Below are 19,906 nucleotides of genomic sequence, written 5' to 3'. Positions count from 1 at the left end.
CCACGGGTTCCGACCCGGGCCTTTCTCCATTTGGTTACAGAGATTGCCGCGATTGGGAATTCACGGCGAACCCGTAAGGATTACCACGTATGGCGCTGCTCAGAGCATGGCCGTCCGGGCGGCCCTGCGCACCAGGGTCTGCACGCACTCGCAGCCGGTCTTGGTCATCACCTTGGCGCGGTGGATCTCCACGGTGCGGTGACTGATCTCGAGCGCCTGCCCGATCTCCTTGTTGGTGTGCCCGAGCAGGACGAGGTGCAGCACATCCCGCTCGCGCCCGGTCAGGCTGTTCACCCGCTGGGCGAAGGCCACATCGTCGTCGTTGGCCGGCGGCCCGCCACCCCCGACCGCGAGGGCCGCGCGGACCGCGTCGAGCAGGAGCGGCGCCGTGAAGGGCTTCTCCAGGAAGTCGCAGGCCCCAAGCTTCATGGCCCGCACCGCGGTGGGGATGTCCCCGTGGCCGGTCATCATCACCACCGGCACCATCGAGCCGGCGGTCCGGAGGCGGGTCAGCATCGTCAGCCCGTCGATGTGCGGCATGCGCAGATCGGCCACGACGCAGCCCTTCAGGCGACCCGGCTCTTCGAGCACCGTCGCCGCGCCGGCATGCTCCACCACGCGATGTCCGAACACGCCGAGGAGGAGCGTCAGCGAGTGGCGCATCGCCGCGTCGTCGTCCACGACATGGATCGTCGAAATGGGGCCCGTCCTCATGTCAGTCCTCGGCCGTGGGCAGGGTGAAATGGAAGGTGGCGCCGCCCGTGGCGGTACTGTCCACCCAGAAGGTGCCACCGTGGGCGTTCACGATCGATCGGCTCACCGACAATCCGACGCCCATCCCGGTGGGCTTCGTGGTGACGAAGGGCTGGAAGAGCGTCCCGGCGACCGCCTCGGCGACGCCCGGACCGGTATCCGAGACGCTGATGCGGACGTGGCCGCTGCGCGGAGCCGCCACGGTGATCGCCAAGTCCCGGCGGGCGCTGTCGCGCATCGCCTCGCAGGCATTCCGGATCAGGTTGACCAGGACCTGCTGGATCTGCACCCGGTCGACGAGGACGTGGAGGCCAAGCGGGCCGGGATCGATCCGCGTCTCGATACCCAGCTCGCGGGTTCCGACGAGGGCGAGGTCGCAGGCGTCGCCGATGAGATCCGCGACGCGCTCCATCCGCCGATCCGTCTCGCCCCGGGTCACGAAGTCCCTCAGGCGCCGGATGATCGCCCCCGCCCGCTGGGCCTGCCCGGCCGCGGCAGCGAGCGCGCTCCGGGCTGCCTCGATCTGGACATGCCCCGGCTCCGCGAGCAGCTGGTCGCAGGCGGCCGCGTAGTTGCTGACCGCTCCGAGCGGCTGGTTGAGCTCGTGGGCCAGCGCCGAGGCCATCTCGCCCATGGCGGAGAGCCGCGAGACGTGGATCAGGTCGGCCTGGAGCCGCTGCAGGCGGGCCTCCGCCTGACGGTGCTCATCGATGCAGTAGATGACCCCGCGGAATCGGATCGGGCGGGCGCCGCGCCCGAGTTCGGCCCGTCCGTGGGAGCGCACCCAGCGGATCTCGCCGTCGGCTTGCCGGACGCGGTACTCGATGCTGTAGCGGCCACCCCGCTCCAGCGCCCCCCGGACCGCCGCCGCTCGGGCGGCGCGGTCTTCGGGATGCACCACGGCCTGGAAGGCGTCGTGGTCGGACAGCCGCCGCGCCGAGACCCCGAGGACGTGGCGGCAGTTTTCGGAAACGGTGACGCGGCCGGTCGCGGGATCGAGCGACCACGTGCAAATGCCGACCTCGTCGAGCGTCTCGCGCAGATCGCGCGCCGAAAGCTCCTGGTGCAATCCAGGTCCCCGGCCGGATAGCGTGCGTTCCAATCTCTGCACCGCCGCGCCTCCCCTCTGTCGCTGCGGACCGCATCAGATTAGCGGAACAGGTCCGCGGTTTAATCAACATACCTCATCGAACGCCACTCATAGCACCGTATTCACCCAGCCAATTTCAACACACCTCTCGTGTATCAGGATTTTAAATCTGAGGAACAAACCTATATGCGCCAATGCCTTACAGATGCATTGCATTGCACCAACAATCGTGGAATGGTCTTCCTATACTTCCGAGCTTACATCATCCAAAAGGCGTAGCCAACACAGGCTAGCTCGGATTTACGGCTGTTCATAGCCAGTCCAGCGCAGCAACCTGACTGCGCTGCTCAATATCGAGCAACGGATCGCATAGCCCAACCTGCGGACAGGACCGGGCATGCATCGCACAGGAGGAATGCGCGATGAAGACCATCCTGCTCTCGGCTGTCGCTGCCCTTGCCCTCGCTGGCGCGCCCTCGCTGGCGCTGGCCGGCGGCAACGGCAACGGCAACGGCAACGGCAACATCGGCTCGGGCAACGGCAACGGCAACGGCAACGCCAACGACGGTTCGCTGAACGGCAACGGCAACGGCAACTTCAACGTCGGCTTCCTGAACGGCAACGCCAACGGCAATGGCAACACAGGATCCGGCAACGGCAACCTGAACGGCAACCACAACATCTTCGGCATCGGCAACGGCAATGCCAACGGCAATCTCAACACCGGCAATGCCAACGGCAATCTAAACGGCAACCGCAACATCTTCGGCGTCGCTAACGGCAACCTGAACGGCAACGCCAACTTCGGGAGCTTCAACGGCAACCTCAACGGCAACCGGAATACCCCCTGAGCCGGCGCGCCCGGGCGTCCGGTCCGAGGACAGGACGCCCCGAGACCAAGGTAAGGTGACGGCCGTCGCGACGGACGGCCGTCGGTGGAGGCGCGGCAGGATCCTTCCGGCGCGGAGCAGGGAGCAACGTGATGAGGTCTCTACTTCTCCCCCTGGCCCTCTTCGGGCTGGCAGGAACGACCGTTCTACCGGCGCAGGCTCAGATCTTTGCCATCGGCAACGGGGTCGGCAACGGCAACGGCAACATCGGATCCCTGAACGGCAACAACAACGGCAACTGGAACTCCGGGTCCGGCAACGGCACCGGCAACGGTAACGGCACCGGAACGCCCATGGTGAATGGCAATATGGGGGCCTTCAACAGCGGCTCGAACAACGTCGGTGCCTTCAATGGCGGGACGGGCAATGTGGGCGCATTCAACGGGGTCGGAAATACCGGCGCGAACAACGGCAACGGGAATATCGGGGCCTATAACGGCAACTACAATTCCGGCTCGTCCAACGGTAACGGCAACGTCGGCGCCGGGAACGGCAACCTCAACGGCGGCAGCAGCAACGGCAACGGCAACATCGGGGCCGGGAACGGAAACCTCAACGGGAACGCGACCCTACCGTCCTTCTTCCGCCGCTAGCGTGCTCGCCGCACGAAGCCCCGCGGGCAGCGCGTCCGATTGAGCATCCGATGAAGCAGCCCCTCCCCCGAATCCTCGCGCTCCTCGCGCCCAGCCTGCTCGGCCCCACCGCGGCCCGTGCCGCTCCCGAGGCCGCGGCCGCCATCGTCCGGCCCGAGGGAACCGGCCTGCCGATCCAGTCGGTCGGCGCCGGCAACGGCAACGGCAACGGCAACGTCGGGTCAAACAACGGCAACGGCAACCGGACGAACGGCAACGGGAATTTCGGCACCGGAAACGGGCACGGCAACGGCGGACGACGCGCGCCACGGGCCTAGGATCTCTCCAGGATGCCCCTCGCGCACCGGGCGCGTGCGGAGGTCGTCGGCGCGCACAGGGAGCGGCCGCAGGGCGGCGAGGCGAGCGCGGATCCGAGCCGCGGCCTCGTCCGGTCAGATCAATATCCGGACCGTAACCGCCTTCAAGATGACCGTTCTTGCCGCCATTTTTTGAGCATGAACGACCAATGATCATCTGTGTTCATTGACGCCGATGAATCATTACTGTATTCGATGCGAGATTTTAGCGGGAATGCGTCCGGCATGGAGTGCATCCGATGGACAGGCCTTGCCGCACAGGATCGGGACGCGCCGCGACGGGGCTAACGCTGGCTCTGATATTCTCGCTGTCCCCGCCCGTCTCGGCGCAGATCGCCGACACTAGCCTTCTCCCCGAACCAGCCGCGGCCAGCAACAGAAGCGATACGGAGTCTGCGCGGAGCAGAACATCGGATTTGGTGATCGCGACCCACGACGTCACCGGAAAGCCCGGCGCGCCCCTCCCGCTGGAGATCAAGCTTATCCGCGTGCGGAACGTCTACATCGAGGCGGTCAAGTTGCTCGGACTTCCCCGGGGCGTGACGATCAGCGACTCCAACAACATGTTCTCGTCGTCGAGCGACAACAACGACGTCGACGTCAGCGGGTGGGATCTCTCGAAGATCCGGATCACGCAGAGCGATGAGCGCGAGAGCAGCTTCTCGCTCGCCGTCGCGGCCATCTGGACTCCGGAATCCGGCGGCCACATCGATGTCACATCGAGCCGCCTCAACGTCCATTTCTTACCGGACGGCCGTGGTCGCGACAGGGCCGCGAGCGGCGACGGACGCGACCGCCCCGAACGGAACGCCGATCAGATCCGCGAGGCGGCTGCGCCACCTCAGGCCGTGGCCACCATCGCCAGCCTCGATGCGCTGGCCTCCGACATCCGCGTGCCCGAGGCGCCCCCTATCGCCCCCCGCGACACCATCACGGCGACTGATCCGCCGGCCCCTCCGGCTCTCCCCGACGGGAAGGCCGGCGCCGAGATGGCGCGTCTGCCCGACCCGGCGCCGGCCACGCCCTCGCCGGCTTCCGACCCGCTCGTGGAGCGGGCCAAGGGCCTGATCCGCCTCGGCGACATCAGCGGCGCCCGGCTCCTGCTGGAGCGCGCCCAGGCGCGCAACGCGCCGAATGCGACTTTCCTGCTGGCGCAGACCTGGGACCCCGCGATGCTGCGGGCCTGGAAGGTGCGCGGCCTGCGCGCGGATCCGGACCTCGCCCGGAGCCTCTACGCGAAGGCGGCGGCCCAGGACCGGCCGGATGGCCGGCAACGCGCCGAGACGGATCACTGAGGACAGCCGGACGACCATCGAGGGACGTGTACATGCCGAGGCTAGCCCGTTTCGCCGCCCTTCTCGGGCTCGCCGCCCTGGTGGCCAGCCCGGCCGCGAGAGCCGCGGATTCGGCCTCCGCCCATGCCGAGTCCATGACGGAGGCCGCCCTCGGCGAGCGCATGAACGCCAACACCGTCACGGTGGTGACGGGTACTCCCGGCGGGACATATTTCCGCGTCGGCGCCGACCTCGCCTTCGTGCTGGATGACGGCGACAAGCTGCGGATCCTGCCGATCCTGGGCAAGGGCGCGGGCGAGAATGCCTACGACATCCGCTTCCTGAAGGGCGTCGATCTGGGCTTCGTCCGCACCGACACGCTGGAACAGCTGCGGCAGGACAAGCGCCTGAAGAACATCGAGCGACACATCCAGTACATCGCCAAGCTGTTCAACGACGAGATGCACATCCTCGCGCCGAACGCGATCAAGACGATCAGCGACCTGTCCGGCAAGCGGGTCAGCTTCGACGTCAAGGGCAGCGGCACCGACTACAGCGGACGCGCGATGTTCCGCGAACTCGGCGTCACCGTCGAGGCGATCAATGTCGACCAGCCCACCGCCCTCGAGATGCTGCGCAAGGGCGAGATCGAGGCGGTCGTCTCCGTGGCGGCCAAGCCCGTGGCCGTCATCGCGGGCTTCGATCCGGAGGATCGCTTCCACTTCGTGAAGGCCCCCTATCCGGACACGATCAACCCGGCCTACGTCCCCGCCACCCTCACGCAGGCCGACTACCCGAAGCTTGTGGGCGGGGAGGCGGTCGAGACCGTCGCGGTCGGGACGATCCTCGGGGTCTACAACAGTCCGAAGGGATCGCCGCGCTACGAGAAGCTCGTCCGCTTCGTCGACGCGTTCTTCGGCCAGTTCGACAAGTTCCTGGCCCCACAGCGCCATCCGAAATGGCGCGAGGTCAATCTTGCGGCCGCCGTGAGCGGCTGGACCCGCTTCCGCCCCGCCCAGGACTGGCTCGACCGCCACCGCGAGCAGGAGGTCGCCGCCCCGGCGGATCTCGACCGCTTCTTCCAGTCCCAGCCCGACCGGCTGGCCGGAAAGGAGGAGGTCTACCAAGCGTATCTGAGATGGCGGCAGACCCGGTAGGCTGGGCGGAGCCGGACCGCGCGTCGCCACGCCCGTCGCTGCACCGCGTGGCGTCGGCTCCGGGATCGGAGATCCCGGGACAGGGCCGGGTGGGCGACCTCGACCGCTGCATCAACGCCGCCTGCGGGCCTTCTCGCGCCGCCAGACGCTCGACCCCAAGCCGACGAATGTGAACCGCCTCGTCGGGGGGCATGGCACCGCCCGGACCTGCGGGTGCTGTTCATCACCGGCTACGCCGAGAACGCCGCGCTCAATCACGGCCGTCTCGGGCCCGGCATGCAGGTGATGACCAAGCCCTTCACCCTGGAGACGCTGGCCGCCCGCATCCGCGGCATCATCGCGGGCGAGGCCTGACGCGCGGGTCCGAGGCTCGGCGGCAGGCCGTCGCATCCCGGCCGGCCTGGATCGGGTCGGGCCGGGCAGGTCCCGCTCCGGAGCGGCGCCGTTCGGCGCCGGCGCGGGACGGCAGATCGGACCGCTTGGGTCATTGCCATACAGAGCCGATGCCCCCATGAGGGCGGCGTCGCCCCGGTGCCGGCCCCGGAACCGATGCCGACGGCGCGTGTCGTGGTGGCGGACCAGCGCAGAGGCTGCGTCCCCGGACGCGGCGCGGACGCGCGATGTCGGACCGAGTGGAGGCGACAGAGGACCTGCCGTGCACACGCAGACCATCCCGACCGAGCTCAAAGCCTATTTCGAGAGCTCGCATATCGCCCTCGCCCTGGCCGCCGCCGGCGACGACAATCCCTTACTGCTGGTCAATGGGCCGTTCCACCAGCTGACCGGGTACGAGAGCGCCGAGGTCGTCGGTCGCAACTGCCGCCTCCTGCAGCGCGACGCCGAGAATCGGGCGGCGCGGGCCAAGATTCACACCTTCCTGGAAAACGACCGGGTAGACTCCGTGCGCACGCCGATCCTGAATTTCCGCAAGGACGGCAGGCCGTTCGTCAATCTGCTGTACATGTCCAAACTGAAGGCCCTGTCGGGCGAGGTGCGCTTTCTTTTCGCATCTCAATTCGACGTCAGCCGCTCGCAACCCGAGTTGCTTTCCGCCTACGATGGGGAGCTGGGCCGGACCTTGTCCCGGCTGAGTCCGACGCTTGCCGAGAGTGGCATGGTCATCGAGGGATCCCTGATGACGATCGCCAACACCGTCGCCACCGTCGCGCAGGCCAAGCTCACCCTCGCGGATCTCGATGCACCAGGATTTCCTTAGCCAGCCCGGAGGCGCCACCTCCGAGGTCCTGGACGGCACCGGGCAGACCGTGCCCCCGCCCTTCGCCGGACCGGTGGTGGGAATCGGCGCCTCGGCGGGAGGCCTCGAAGCCCTGCGCGAGATGCTGGCACGCGCCCATCCGCCCACCGGCATGGCCTTCGTCATCGTCCAGCACCTCGATCCCAACCACGAGAGCATGCTGGCGCAGCTCCTGGACCGGCACACCGCGCTGCAGGTGCTCCAGTGCGAAGGCGGTGAGCGGATCGCGGGCGACACGGTCTACATCATCCCGCCGGGCCGGGGGCTCGCCATCCAGAACGGCGTTCTCGAACTCACGCAGTTCGTGCAGCCGCGGGGGCTGCGGCGGCCCATCGACGATTTCTTCCTGTCGCTGGCCGTCGACCAGCAGGCCAACGCCGCCTGCGTGATCCTGTCGGGCACGGGCGCGGACGGCACGACGGGCCTGCGGGCCGTCAAGGAACATGGCGGCGTCTGCGTGGTGCAGCAGCCGGACACGGCCCGTTACGACGGCATGCCGCTCTCCGCTGTGGGCACCGGCCTCGTCGACTTCGTGCAGCCGCCGGGCGAGATCGTGGACTGCCTCACAGCCTTCTACCAACGCCGCGGCAGCGACGCCGGCGGCGGCGAGGCGGAGCTGGTCGCCGACCACGTGGACGACCTCTGCCGGGTGATCCGCACCGCGGTGGGCCACGACTTCGCCGGCTACAAGCGGACCACCCTGATACGCCGCGTCGAGCGGCGCATGCACGTCCTCGGCCTGGAATCCGGCCGGGCCTACCTCGCCCGCGTCCGCGCCGACAAGGCCGAGTGCGAGGCGCTGTTCCGCGACCTCCTCATCAACGTCACCCGCTTCTTCCGCGACGCCGAGCTGTTCGAGATCCTCCGCGAGCGGGCGATCGAGCCCCTGCTGCGCGCCCGCGACCCGGACGAGGACATCCGGGTCTGGATCCCGGGCTGCTCCAGCGGCGAGGAAGCCTACAGCATCGCCATGCTGTTCGCGGAGGCGGCCCGGCGCCTCAACATGCCGGCGGCCGTCCAGATCTTCGCCACCGACATCGACGAGCGCATGCTGCAGATCGCCCGGGAGGCCACCTATCCGGCGGCGGCCCTGGCCGACATCCCGGCGCAACTGCGCGAGCGCTACGTCGTGCCCCACGCCGAGCGCTTCACCATCGCGGCCGAGATCCGCGACCTGATCCGCTTCTCCAGCCACAGCCTGGTCAAGGACCCGCCCTTTTCCCGGGTCGATCTCCTCTCCTGCCGCAACCTGCTCATCTATTTCGACGAGCGCCTGCAGCAATCGGTGGTGCCGCTGTTCCATTACGCGGTACGGCCGGGCGGCTACCTGTTCCTCGGCCCGTCCGAGAGCGTGAGCCGCTTCGAGCCGCTCTTCCCGGCCATCGACCAGCATGCCCGCCTGTTCGAGCGGTCACCGGGCGCGCCGAAATACCCGATCGACCTGCCGGGGAGCGCCCGGCGCGGCGAGGTCCGGCGCGGCGGGCGCGAGGAGCGCCGCGGCGACCCGGCGATCGCCGACGAGACCGTGGCGGTGCGGCGCGTGGTGGAGCGCTACGCCCCGCCCAGCATGGTGCTGAACGAGGATGGCGGCATCATCGCCGCCTACGGGCGCCTGAGCCGCTACTTCGACTTCCCGGTCACGCGAGCGGGCGGCACGAGCGCGATCACCCTGGCGCGGCCGGGCCTGCGCGACGTGATCGGCCCCCTGCTGCGCCAGACCCGGGATGCGCGCAAGCGCGTGGTCGTCCGGGACGTGCATGTCCGCTCCGAATACGGGGTGCAGACGGTCGAGCTGGTCTGCGATCCGCTCCCGGACGGCGCGATGCTTCTCGTCCTGCGCGACACCGGTGCCTTCCAGCCGTCGAGCGACCTCGACCTCGTCGAGCTGGACGCCGGCGGTGACCATGTCGAGGCACTGGAGGAGGAGCTGCTGCGCACGCGCTACAAACTCCGCTCGGCCGTGGAGGAGCTGGAGACGACGAACGAGGAGCTGAAGAGTTCCAACGAAGAAATGATGTCGATGAACGAGGAGCTCCAATCGACGAACGAGGAGCTCTCGACGGTCAACGACGAGCTGAAGACGAAGGTCGAGCAGCTCACCATCGCGAATGCCGACCTGCGCAATTTCTTCGAATCGACCGATCTCGCCGTCGTCGTGCTGGACCGCGAGCTGAAGGTGCGCAGCTTCACCACCTCGGCCACGGCGATCTTCCCGCTCCAGCCGGGCGATCGCGGCCGGCCGCTGGCCGACGTCGCGAGCCGACTGGCGGGCCAGGAATACCTGCACGACGCCCAGGAGGTCTGCGCCGGCGGCTCCGTGGTCCAGCGGCGCATCGGCACCCGGGACGGGCGCCGGACCCTCTCCCTGCGGGTGCTGCCCTACCGCCTGCAGAACGGCAGCATCGACGGCGCCACCCTGGTGCTGACCGACATCACCGAGGCCCTGTCGCTGGAGCGCCAGCTCGCGGCGGAGCGGGAGCGGCTGGAGCTGGCCGTCAAGGCCGGCGGGATCGGCGTCTGGGAGTACAGCCCCGATGCCGCGACCATCGTGGTCGACAGCACCGCCGGCACGATGTTCGGCCTCGCCCCCGACACGCCGCACGACACGTCGGTCCTGATCGCCTGCGTGGTGCCGGAGGACCGTCCCGGCCTGGAGGCCTCGCTCGCCGAGGCCGCGCACGGGCTGGACGAGTTCGAGGCCCGCATCCGCGTCCGCGCGGCGGGCCACGGGCTCCGGTACATCCGGAGCTACGGCCGTCTGCCGCGGGGAGGTGACCGGAAGCGGATCGTCGGGGTCTGCATCGACGTCTCCCCCGAATACGCGCTCGCCGAAACCCGCGACCTGATGCTGCGGGAGATGAACCACCGGGTGAAGAACCTGTTCGCGATCATCGGCGGCATGATCTCGGCGGGCGCTCGCACGCACCGGGAGATCGGCGTCTTCGCCACCGACATGCGCGACCGCATCTCGGCCCTCGGGCGGGCGCATTCCCTGGCTGATCCCACGGACGGCCAGGGCATGAGCGATCTCGCGGGCCTCATCGGCGCGACTTTGCGGCCCTACCGCGACCATGTCCCGACCGTGATTGAGGGACCGCTGGTGGCGATCAACTGGCGGCACGTGTCGTCACTGGCGATGATCCTGCACGAATGGGCGACGAACTCGGTGAAGTACGGGGCGCTCGGATCCGACGCGGGATCGCTGTCGGTGACGTGGAACCGGAGGCCGGATGGCCTCGCCCTGGAGTGGAGCGAGCGCATGGCCCGGGTTGCCGAGCCCCGGCCCGGCCGGGGTTTCGGCACGCTGCTCGTCGAGATGTCCCTGCGCCAGCTCGAAGCGACCGTGACGCGCAGCCACGACGCGTCAGTCTACCGGATCACGCTGCACCTGCCGGAATCGGTGCTCACCCGAGGCTGAGGGCTCTGTCGGGCAGCCGCGGCCGGGAAGCGAGAACACGACGGCCCGCCGCGGCGTGAGCCGGGCGGGCCGTCGCGGTGGTGGGGCGCCGGAGGTCCGGCGCCCGGTGCCTCAGTCGACGACCTCGACGATGCGGTGACTGCGGTCCACCAGCACCGGCTGGTCGTTCACGATGGTGTAGCGGTAGCCCGGACGCACCCGGTACTCGGTGGGCACATCGTAATAGGTCACGCTGTCCTCCGGCAGGACGGTGCCGACCCGGACCGGTCCGCCCCAGCTGTACGAGCGCACGCCACGCTCGCGGACGTAGCTGCGGAAGCGGGGACGGTCGTCGACGCCCAGGATGCCGCCCACCGTGCCGGTGGCCGCCCCGACCGCGCCGCCGACGATGCCGCCAACCGGACCCGCCGCATCGGCGCCGACCGCCGCGCCCTCGGCCGCGCCGCGCAGGGTGCCCTGCGCCTGGGCGGCCATCGGGAGGGCCAGCACGCCGGCGGTGGCCAGCGCGAGAAGGAACTTGTTGGTCATGATGGTGTCTCCTGGAGCGTCAGAGGATGGGCGGCGCCTCAGTTGCAGCCTTCCTTGTGGACGGTCTTGGAGTTGCCCATGCCGTCCTCCTTGTGGACGGTCTTCGACCCGCAATCGACGCTGCCGGTGGTCACGTCGCGATGCTCGACCACGCCCTCACGGTGCTCCACCGCCACGCTCGGTCCGCTGTCCCGATGAACGACCGTGGTCTCCTCGGCGCTCGCCGGCATCGCAGCACCACACAGAGCCGCGAACAGGGCACCCGAGAGAATAACGTTGCGCATTGTTAGCCTCCTGACTTCAATCGAAGGCAGTAACGGCATGCCCGAAGAAGAGTTCCGTGAAATCTCACCCGTACAATGCGGAAGGCGATGCGGATGAGGGTCGGTACTGATTGCGTACAATTGAACGGGGCATCGCCACACAGCTGAAGGGGACGCACCGATCGCTTCAGCAGGCCAGGGGCGGTACGCGGCACCACCATGCGTGGGCCCGCTCATACTGATGGGCCATGCGCAGCATCACGGCCTCGGCGAAGGGTCGGGCCGCGATCTGGAGGCTGACCGGCAGCCCGCGCCGGTCGAAGCCGCAGGGCAGCGCGAGCGCGGGCAGGCCCGTGAGATTGAACGGGTGGGTCAGGCGCCAGGAGGCCGCCAGCACGCTCTCCGCCCGGCCTCCGAGCACCACGCCGGTCTCGTCCGTCCGCCAGGCCGTGAGCGGGGTGGCCGGGCCGAGGATCACGTCCGCCTCGGACAGGATCGCGGCCATCTCGGCCATGATCAGCGCCCGCACCTGCTCGGCCCGCAGGTAGTCCGGCCCCGTCACCAGCCGGCCCATCTCCACGAGATCGCGGACGTCGTCGGCGAAGCCCGCCACGTGGCCCTGCGCGATGCTGCGGTCGTGATAGGCCGTCGAGGAGGCGAGCTCGATGGCGTAGATGGCGCCGAGCCCGTAGCGGAGGGACGGCACCGTGACGTCCCGGACCGTGCAGCCCTGTTCGGCGAAGAACCGGATCGCGCCCTCGACGGCACCGGCGACCTCGTCGTCGACCGCATCGAAGAAGTGGTTGCGGATCACCGCAACCCGCAGACCCCGGATCGGCTGATCCAGCCCGGCCGCGTAATCGGGGACGGGCGCTGCGCGCGCCGCCGGGTCGGCGGCGTCGGGACCGGCGAGAATCTGAAGCATCAGGGCCGCATCGGCCACCGTCAGGGTCAGCGGCCCGGCATGGTCGAGGGACCAGGAATGCGGCACGATCCCCGACCGGCCGATCCGCCCGAAGGTCGGCTTGAGGCCGACCACGCCGCACAGGGCGGCCGGAATACGGATGGAACCGCCCGTATCCGAGCCGAGGGCGGCGGGACAGAGCCGGGCGGCCACCGCAGCCCCCGAGCCGCCGCTGGAGCCGCCGGGCACCCGCCCAGGATCCCAGGGGTTGCGGGACCGCGGCGTGACGGTGCCCCAGGCGAATTCGTGCATGCTGAGCTTGCCGAGGATCACCGCGCCGGCCGCGCGCAGCCTCGCCACGCAGTGGCTGTCCTCCATCGGGAAGGTCAGGGCCTCCACGGCGGTGCCGGCCCGGGTCGGCAGGTCGGCCGTCGTGTAGTTGTCCTTGATGGCGACCGGGATCCCGTGCAGCGGGCCGCGCGGACCCGTCCGGGCGATCTCGGAATCCGCCGCACGCGCCGCATCGAGGGCCATGGGTGACAGGTGCACGAAGCTGTTCAGATCGCCGTCCAGCCGCGCGATCCGGTCCAGATAGGCGCCGACGAGTTCCGTGCTCGACAGCTGCCGCGCCGCGATCCGCCGCGCCAACTCCGTGATCGGCGATTGCCAGATGGCGTCAGTCATGGGGTACCGGGGGATAGGGCAGGCTCGGGTCGAAGACGAGAGGCGGATGGATGTGCGCGAGATCGAGGGTGCGCAGCGTCTCGATCTCGGCGAGCACCGGCGCGAACTGCGCCAGAAGGTGCACGATCCGCCCGGCCTCCTGCCGCAGGCCGATGACATCCCGGATCGGGTCGGGGGTGCCCGCCGAGTCCGCGCCCGGCCGCTTCCCCGGCGGTTCGAGCAGCATCGCGACCACCTCGTCCGGCAGCGCGCCGGCCGGACCGGTCTTGCGCGGCATGCCGGCCACGAAGGGCACGAGCTGCCGGCGGGCCACGCCGAGCACGCGGCGCAGCTCCGCCACCGGTGCCGCATGCTCGTCGACGCGCAGGTCGAGCAGCGGATAATCCTCCCCGGCGACGATCCGGAGCGCCGCCGACTGCTTGCCGCGTTTGTCGCCACCCGCCGCATCGCCGGCTTCCAGGGCCCGCATCAGGCGCTCGTCGAGATCGCATCCGGCGCTGTCCTCGAAGGCCAGCGCCATGGCGTCGATCACGCCGGACGAGGCCAGCATGTTGCCCTGTACGGTGTAGCCCGCCCCGGTGCGGTGACCGGCCTCCGCCGTGCAGCCTGCCCCGGTCCAGGCCGCGCCGGTCCCGTGCGCGTCGACGAGGCCGAGCTGGCGCAGGTCCGGCCGGTCGTCGGTGGCGAGTGCCGCCGCGAGGGCTGCGTCGGGGACTTGTCCCCCGGCGAGCCCGTCGAGGATGCGGGCGGCGAGGTAGGGATTCACCCAGGACTGGGTGGTGACGGCTCCGATCCCGGCCTTGAGGTAGGGGCAGAGGCCGCCCACCGCCGGAACGGCGCTCGCGACCGCGACGCCGAGCTGCCCGGTGCGGGGGCAGCGGGCAGCGATCGAGAAGGTGTTGAGTTCCGCCATGGTTCACACCGCCGATCTCAAACCGCCAAGTGGTCGATGACGCGACCCTGCGCGTCCGGCGCCTTGGCGGAGCCGCTGTCGACGATCTCGCCGAGCTTGAGCACCGCGTAGCGATCGGCCAGCCCCAGCGCGAAGGCGACGTGCTGCTCCACCACCAGCATGGACAGGCCCGATTCCCGTTCGGCGAGGAGCACGCTGCGCAGGCGCTCGACCATCGAGGGCTGCACGCCTTCGGAGATCTCATCGATCAGGAGGAGGCGCGGGCGCAGCATCAGGGCGCGCCCGAGGATCAGCATCTTCTGCTCGCCCCCCGAGAGCGTGCCGGCGCGCTGCGCGAGCCGGTCCTTCAGGAACGGGAAGTGGCCGAACAGCCGCTCCAGCGCCTCAGGCAGGTGCCGGTCCGACGGCAGCGCGAGGCGCAGGTTGTCGCGGATCGACAGGTCTTGGAACAGGGGCTGCTCCTGAGGGGCGTAGCCGACGCCCAGCGCCACGAGCTTGGCGGGCGAGAGGCCCGCGAGCGCCTGGCCGCCGATCGTGATCCTGCCGCCCCGCAGGGCCACCATCCCCAGGATGGTCTTGAGCAGGGTGGTCTTGCCCATGCCGTTCTTGCCCAGCAGGGCGACGATCTCGCCCGGCCGCACCGACAGGGACACGTCCTTCACGATCGAGACCGCCCCGTAGCCGCTCGACACCCGGTCGAGGGCAAGGGCGCCCCCCGCAGGCTCGCTCCGCCGCGCTGCCTCAGCCATGGGCGCCTCCCGAATAGATGGTCCGGACCAGCTCGGAGCCGACGACGTCCTCGACCGTGCCGTCCAGGACCAGGCGGCCCTGGTGCAGCACCACGATGCGCGAGGAGATCTCCCGCACGAAATCGAGGTCGTGCTCGACCAGCACGGCGGCGATCCCGCGTTCGGCGGTGAGCGCCTTGAGCACGGTCCCGATGGTGGTGCGCTCGCCCTTGGTCAGGCCCGCGGTGGGCTCGTCGAGCAGGATCAGCCGCGGCTCCAGCGCCACCACCATGGCGAGTTCCAGCGCCTGCTTCTGGCCGTGGGACAAGAGGCGCGTCGGCTGAGTCAGCAGGCGGTCGAGGCCGGTCATCCGCAGCACGTCGAGGGCGGCCTGCGGCAGGCCCAGCGTCGGGGCCTCGCCGACCGGGTTCAGCCCGTCATGCGGCGCCCGGGCGAGACGGAGGCAATCGGCCACCGACAGGCTCTCGAACACGCTCGCCACCTGGAACTTGCGCCCGACCCCGAGGCCGACGATCCGGTTCGGCGTCAGCCCGGTGATCGGGGTGCCGCCGATGGCGATCGCCCCCGTGAAGGGCTCGGTGCCGTCGCTGAGGCAGCGCATCAGCGTGGTCTTGCCGGCGCCGTTAGGCCCGACCAGGCTGACGAGTTCGCCTGCCCGGATCTCCAAGTCGATGTTCTCCAGCACCGTGAGGCTGCCATAGGCCTTGGCGAGGCCCTCGACCTTGAGGATGGGCGCGTCCGTCGCCGCCGCGGCGGGGCCGGCCTCCCGCGCCACCAGGGCGGGGGCGACGCGCCCCGACCGGCCGACCGGCAGCGCCCGCCACAGGCGGCCGACCAAGTCGGCCAATCCGCCCGGCAGAAGGATGATGATGACCACGAAGGCCGTACCCAGCAGGAGCTGCCAGAGGAACGGCAGATCGCCCGAGAGGTTCGCCGCGAGGTAGTCGATGGCGATCGTGCCCAGCACCGGGCCGAGCAGCGTGCCGCGGCCGCCCAGCGCCACCCAGATCACCAGCTCGGTCCCGAACAGGAAGCCGGCATTCTCCGGGGCGACGACGCCCGACGCGTTGGCGAACAGGAAGCCCGCGAGCCCGGCGACCGCGGCGAGCGCCGTGGTCAGCAGGATCTGCAGGCGGCGGGGATTGAGGCCGAGATAGGCGCAGCGCGCCTCGTTGTCCCGCAGCGCGACCAGGGCGCGTCCGGCATCCGACCGCACCAGGATCCAGGCCGCCAGCGTGACGACGATCAGGAACAGGGCCGCGAGGCGGAAATAGCCCTCGATCTCGAAGGGCAGCACGTCGAAGCCGACGAGACCGCTGCTGGAGCCGGTCCACTCGCCGCCGGAATAGATCAGCTGCGTCACCACGATCGGGACGACCAGCGAGATCACCGAGGCGTAGAGCGGTGTCGAGCGGTGATAGAAGGACAGCCACCCCACCGCGAGGCCGAGCAGGGCAGGCGCGGCCAGCGCCGCCGCGACGGCGGCCGCGATCCCGAGCGGGGTGGCCCCATAGGCGCCCAGAATCATCGCGGTGGCGTAGGCGCCGACGCCGAAGAAGGCGGCCTGCCCGAAGGTGAGGATGCCGGCGAAGCCCCAGAGCAGATCCACCGTGACGGCCAGCACCGCGTAGACCATCGAGCGGGTCAGGACGTTGACCGCGAAGGTGTCGAGGAAGAGCGGCGCGATCCAGAGCGCCACGGCCGCGAGTCCGGCGACCACGAAGGGCGCCGTGCGGGCAAGGCGGGGGCGGCGCCGAGGGGCGGCGGCGACGCGCTCGGCGGCGGAGAGGGTCTCAAGCACGGGAGAAACCTTTCGGGCTGATCCGCAGCACGAGGGCGGCGAGCACCGCGATGGCGATGCTGCCCAGGATCGGGCTCACGAAGGTGCTGATCAGGACCTGCGCGGCCCCGAAGACGAGGCAAGCCGCGGCGAGCGCCAGGAAAGACGCGTCGGCGACCATCACCAGCATGAAGGCGCCGATCAGCCAGGAGACGCCCATGTTCGGATCGACGCTGGTGAGCGGCGTCAGGAGGACGCCCGCCAGAGCCGCCAGGCCGGCGCCGATCATGAAGACCACGAGGCGCACGCGGCCCGTGTCGATGCCGAGGCTGCGCGCCAGCGTCTCGTTCATGATCACCGCCCTGGCCGAGAGGCCGAGCCGCGTCCGCTCAATGGTCAGCGCGAACAGCGTGCCGATGACGAGGGCGATGCCCAGCGCCAGGAGCCGGTAGGCGGAGTAGTCGACCCCGAGGATTTCGACGGTGCCCGAGAACAGGTTCGGGGTGAGCTGGACGTCGCGACCGAAGGCCAGGGTGATGAGCTGCCCGACCACGATGCCGAGCCCCCAGGTGGCGAGGATCGCGTCCAGCGGCCTGCGGTAGAGCGGGCGGATGATGAAGTGCTCCGCGAGACCGCCCAGAACCGCGCCGACGACGAAGGCGAGCGGCAGCGCGGCCCAAGGATTGAGCCCGAGTTTCGCGGTCACCACGGCGCAGTAGGCACCGACCGTCAGCCACGCCCCATGGGCGAAGTTGATGATCTTCAGCACGCCGAAGATCGCCAGCAGGCCGATCGAGACGATGAACAGGATCGCCGCCGTGGTCAGGATGTCGAGGGTGAGCAGCATCGGGGAGTTCCGGGTGCGCGGGAACGGGAAGGCACGGCGGTCGCCGCTTCGCCCCCTCCCCCCTCTGCGAGGGAGGGTGGCCCCTGCGTCAGCAGGGGTCGGGAGAGGGGAGCAACGTTTCCGGAAGAGACGCGACTTGCTTGGCGGGCAGAGCCCCATCCTGCACCGTCGCTTCCCTCTCCCAGCCCCCTTCGGGGGCCACCCTCCCCCGCAGAGGGAGGAGGGCGATGCGCGGCTCCCTCAGCCCCCTTCCTTCACTGCAGCTTCGGACATTGCTCGCCGGGATCGACGTCCTTGAAGGTCCCGGCGACCTTCACCGAGCCGTCCGCCTGGATCTGGCCGAGATACATGGTCAGCGGCGCGTGGTGCTGCTTGCTCATGCGGATCGTGCCGCGCGGCCCGGTCACGCTCACGGTCGGCAGCGCCTCCAAGACCTTGGCGGTCTCCGTGCCGCCCGCCTTCTCGACGGCGGCCTTGTACAGGTAGATCGCCTCATATTCCGGCACCGAGAGGTCGTTCGGCGTGCGCAGTTCCGCGCCGAACTTCTTCTGCATGGCGGCCAGGAAGGTCTTGTTCTCCGGGCTGTCGATCCCGGTGACGTAGGAGGCCGAGAGGTAGACGCCCTCGGCGTCGGCGCCCATGCTCTTCGCCGTCCCCTCGTCGAGGGCGAGGTTCGCGAAGGGCAGCGACACGCCCGCGCCGCGCAATTGCTTCGTCAGCGTGACGTTCGGCGCGCCGCCAGCCGTGGAGGTGATCAGCGCGTCGGGCTTGGCCTCCTTCATCTTGGAGATGATCGCGGTCCAGTCGCTGCCGTCCATCGGCAGGTATTCCTCGCCGACCACCTTGCCGCCGGTCTTCTCGACGTAGCTCCTGGCGAAACCCAGCATGCCGCGGCCGAAGGCGTAGTCGCTGCCGATGAGGAAGTAGGTCTTGGCGCCCTTGGCCTTGAAGGCGTCCACCACCGGCGGCACCTGCTGCTCCGGCACCCAGGCATCCACGAACAGGTTCTTGTTGCAGGAATGCCCCTCGTAGAACGAGGTGTAGATGTACGGCACCCGGCCCTTGGTGATGGCGGGCAGGCCGGCGTTGCGGGCCGCACTGGTCTCCATGGAGATCAGGACATCGACCTTCTTCTGATAGATCAGGCTGTCGAAGGCCTTCTGGGCACCGGCGGCCCCGGAGGCGTCGTCGGCCACTTCCAGGGCGAGCTTGCGGCCGAGCACGCCGCCCTTGGCGTTGATCTCCTCCACCGCGAGTTCCGCCGACTGCACCACCGAGGGGGCCACGACGCTGTTGGCCCCCGACAGGCCGATCGGGATGCCGATGACGATCGGCTTGCCGTCGGCGGCCTGCGCGGCCGAGGCGGCGAGTGCCAGCATGGCGGCGGTGCCGATGAGAGACCATTTCACCATGAACGAACTCCTTGGGACGGGCAGGGGCGGTTACGGATCTCGACTCAGCCGTAGATGTCGGTGCGGCGGTCGCGCAGGAGGGAATTGAACGCGTTCAGGTCCTTGCGGCCAGCCTCGTCGAGATCGACGAGCGCCGAAAGGGTCTCGGTCCGGTCGCGGCTCGCCGGACCGGCGAGCGGCCAGCCCTTGGGCCCGATGATCAGGCTCTGCCCCTCGAAGGGCTGGCCGCGCTCGACGCCGACCCGGTCGGCGCAGGCGATGAAGATCCCATTCGAGTGGGCGGCGGCCCGGTGCAGGGTATTGGCCATGGCGGCCTCGCCCGCGGGCTGGTCGGGCATCGGCACCCAGTTGGTAGGGATGCAGACGATCTCGGCGCCGCCGAGGGCGAGCCGCCGGAAGGTCTCGGGGAACCAGCCGTCGTAGCAGATCGCGACGCCGACCTTGCCGAGCGCGGTGTCGAAGACCGGGAAGCCGAGATCGCCCTTGGCGAAAAACACGTTCTCCTGGTCCCAGAGATGCGCCTTGCGGTAGGTGCCGATGTAGCCCTCCGGCCCGACGATGACGGCGGCGTTGTAGAGGACGTCACCGGCGGATTCGGCGATCCCCGCCACGATGTGCACGCCCAGCTCCGCGGCGAGCGCCGCCCAGGCCCGGGTCGTCGGGCCGTCCGGCACCGGCTCGGCGAGGGAGGCGGCCTCCGCGGCGGATTCGAACACGTAGCCGGTGCTGGCGAGCTCCGGCAGCACGATCAGCCGGCTGCCCTCGGCGGCGGCGGTACGGACGAGGTCCGACGCGCGAGCAATATTCGCCGCGACCGCGCCGATTTGCGGCTCGAACTGGATGCAGGAGACCCGTATTGGCGGGCGCGCAGGATCGTTCGCTTGGATCATAAGAGCTCCAAAACGCAAAAAGCCCCTGGGCACGGACGTGTCATCCGCGGGCCAGAGGCTCCAAAGCCGAGATGTAATGCAGCAATCCTGCTGCGGGGCAACCTTGCCCGATAAGACTACGATACGCGCTGAGATACGGACCGCAAGACC

General features: G+C 69.5%; 19 protein-coding genes. 8 read left to right on the top strand and 11 right to left on the bottom strand.

The window, feature by feature from the left end; translation table 11 throughout:
* Positions 1-99: 99 nt before the first annotated feature.
* Both ACYCO6_RS32595 and ACYCO6_RS32590 read right to left on the bottom strand, forming a co-directional pair.
* Entirely contained in the window at positions 100-714 is a 615-nt protein-coding gene (locus ACYCO6_RS32595) for a response regulator transcription factor (RefSeq protein ID WP_459767176.1), read from the bottom strand.
* Between the two features lies 1 nt (position 715).
* Positions 716-1,822: a sensor histidine kinase gene (locus tag ACYCO6_RS32590; RefSeq protein WP_459767174.1), complete on the bottom strand. Its 1,107-nt coding sequence runs from the start codon at positions 1,820-1,822 to the stop codon at positions 716-718.
* Positions 1,823-2,265: 443 nt separating this feature from the next.
* Here ACYCO6_RS32590 and ACYCO6_RS32585 point away from each other — a divergent pair, with 443 nt between their 5' ends.
* The 8 genes from ACYCO6_RS32585 to ACYCO6_RS32550 all read left to right on the top strand — a co-directional run bounded on the left by ACYCO6_RS32585 (position 2,266) and on the right by ACYCO6_RS32550 (position 10,786).
* Entirely contained in the window at positions 2,266-2,694 is a 429-nt protein-coding gene (locus tag ACYCO6_RS32585; protein WP_459767171.1) for a hypothetical protein, read from the top strand.
* Between the two features lie 131 nt (positions 2,695-2,825).
* On the top strand, positions 2,826-3,326 hold the full coding sequence (locus tag ACYCO6_RS32580) for a hypothetical protein (RefSeq protein WP_459767169.1): 501 nt from the start codon (positions 2,826-2,828) through the stop codon (positions 3,324-3,326).
* A 50-nt stretch (positions 3,327-3,376) separates the two neighbouring features.
* Positions 3,377-3,643 (top strand): hypothetical protein, encoded by a 267-nt coding sequence (locus ACYCO6_RS32575; RefSeq protein ID WP_459767167.1) that lies wholly within the window; start codon positions 3,377-3,379, stop codon positions 3,641-3,643.
* A gap of 458 nt (positions 3,644-4,101) precedes the next feature.
* Positions 4,102-4,977, top strand: a complete 876-nt coding sequence (locus tag ACYCO6_RS32570; RefSeq protein ID WP_459767165.1) for a hypothetical protein — start codon at positions 4,102-4,104, stop codon at positions 4,975-4,977.
* A 32-nt stretch (positions 4,978-5,009) separates the two neighbouring features.
* Positions 5,010-6,113: a TAXI family TRAP transporter solute-binding subunit gene (locus ACYCO6_RS32565; RefSeq protein WP_459767162.1), complete on the top strand. Its 1,104-nt coding sequence runs from the start codon at positions 5,010-5,012 to the stop codon at positions 6,111-6,113.
* Positions 6,114-6,326: 213 nt separating this feature from the next.
* A complete protein-coding gene (locus ACYCO6_RS32560) occupies positions 6,327-6,467 on the top strand; it encodes a hypothetical protein (RefSeq protein WP_459767160.1) in 141 nt (46 codons plus the stop codon).
* A 301-nt stretch (positions 6,468-6,768) separates the two neighbouring features.
* Entirely contained in the window at positions 6,769-7,329 is a 561-nt protein-coding gene (locus ACYCO6_RS32555; RefSeq protein ID WP_459767158.1) for a PAS domain-containing protein, read from the top strand.
* A complete protein-coding gene (locus tag ACYCO6_RS32550; protein WP_459767156.1) occupies positions 7,310-10,786 on the top strand; it encodes a chemotaxis protein CheB in 3,477 nt (1,158 codons plus the stop codon). Before ACYCO6_RS32555 ends, ACYCO6_RS32550 begins: the two co-directional genes overlap by 20 nt.
* Before the next feature lie 111 nt (positions 10,787-10,897).
* On the opposite strand, the gene ACYCO6_RS32545 is transcribed toward ACYCO6_RS32550, so the two are convergent.
* From ACYCO6_RS32545 to ACYCO6_RS32505, 9 genes are all read right to left on the bottom strand, one after another.
* A complete protein-coding gene (locus tag ACYCO6_RS32545) occupies positions 10,898-11,314 on the bottom strand; it encodes a DUF1236 domain-containing protein (RefSeq protein ID WP_459767154.1) in 417 nt (138 codons plus the stop codon).
* 38 nt (positions 11,315-11,352) lie between these two features.
* Positions 11,353-11,598, bottom strand: a complete 246-nt coding sequence (locus ACYCO6_RS32540) for a hypothetical protein (RefSeq protein WP_459767151.1) — start codon at positions 11,596-11,598, stop codon at positions 11,353-11,355.
* Positions 11,599-11,764: 166 nt separating this feature from the next.
* Positions 11,765-13,165: an amidase gene (locus ACYCO6_RS32535; protein WP_459767149.1), complete on the bottom strand. Its 1,401-nt coding sequence runs from the start codon at positions 13,163-13,165 to the stop codon at positions 11,765-11,767.
* Positions 13,158-14,078, bottom strand: coding sequence for a DUF1028 domain-containing protein (locus tag ACYCO6_RS32530; protein ID WP_459767147.1), 921 nt, complete (start codon positions 14,076-14,078; stop codon positions 13,158-13,160). The genes ACYCO6_RS32535 and ACYCO6_RS32530 overlap by 8 nt, the downstream gene beginning before the upstream one ends.
* A 17-nt stretch (positions 14,079-14,095) precedes the next feature.
* Positions 14,096-14,827 carry an ABC transporter ATP-binding protein gene (locus tag ACYCO6_RS32525; RefSeq protein ID WP_459767145.1) on the bottom strand — a complete coding sequence of 244 codons (732 nt, stop codon included), beginning with the start codon at positions 14,825-14,827 and terminating at the stop codon, positions 14,096-14,098.
* The gene (locus ACYCO6_RS32520; RefSeq protein ID WP_459767143.1) at positions 14,820-16,628 is read right to left on the bottom strand and encodes a branched-chain amino acid ABC transporter ATP-binding protein/permease; all 1,809 of its coding nucleotides are present in this window, start codon (positions 16,626-16,628) and stop codon (positions 14,820-14,822) included. Before ACYCO6_RS32520 ends, ACYCO6_RS32525 begins: the two co-directional genes overlap by 8 nt.
* Positions 16,621-17,454, bottom strand: coding sequence for a branched-chain amino acid ABC transporter permease (locus ACYCO6_RS32515; RefSeq protein ID WP_459767141.1), 834 nt, complete (start codon positions 17,452-17,454; stop codon positions 16,621-16,623). The genes ACYCO6_RS32520 and ACYCO6_RS32515 overlap by 8 nt, the downstream gene beginning before the upstream one ends.
* 254 nt (positions 17,455-17,708) lie before the next feature.
* A complete protein-coding gene (locus ACYCO6_RS32510) occupies positions 17,709-18,866 on the bottom strand; it encodes a substrate-binding protein (RefSeq protein ID WP_459767138.1) in 1,158 nt (385 codons plus the stop codon).
* Between the two features lie 44 nt (positions 18,867-18,910).
* Positions 18,911-19,756 (bottom strand): nitrilase family protein, encoded by an 846-nt coding sequence (locus ACYCO6_RS32505; RefSeq protein WP_459767136.1) that lies wholly within the window; start codon positions 19,754-19,756, stop codon positions 18,911-18,913.
* Positions 19,757-19,906: the final 150 nt, after the last annotated feature.

Source organism: Methylobacterium sp. CM6257, from assembly GCF_054611515.1.
This window is presented reverse-complemented; position numbering and strand designations above follow the sequence as displayed.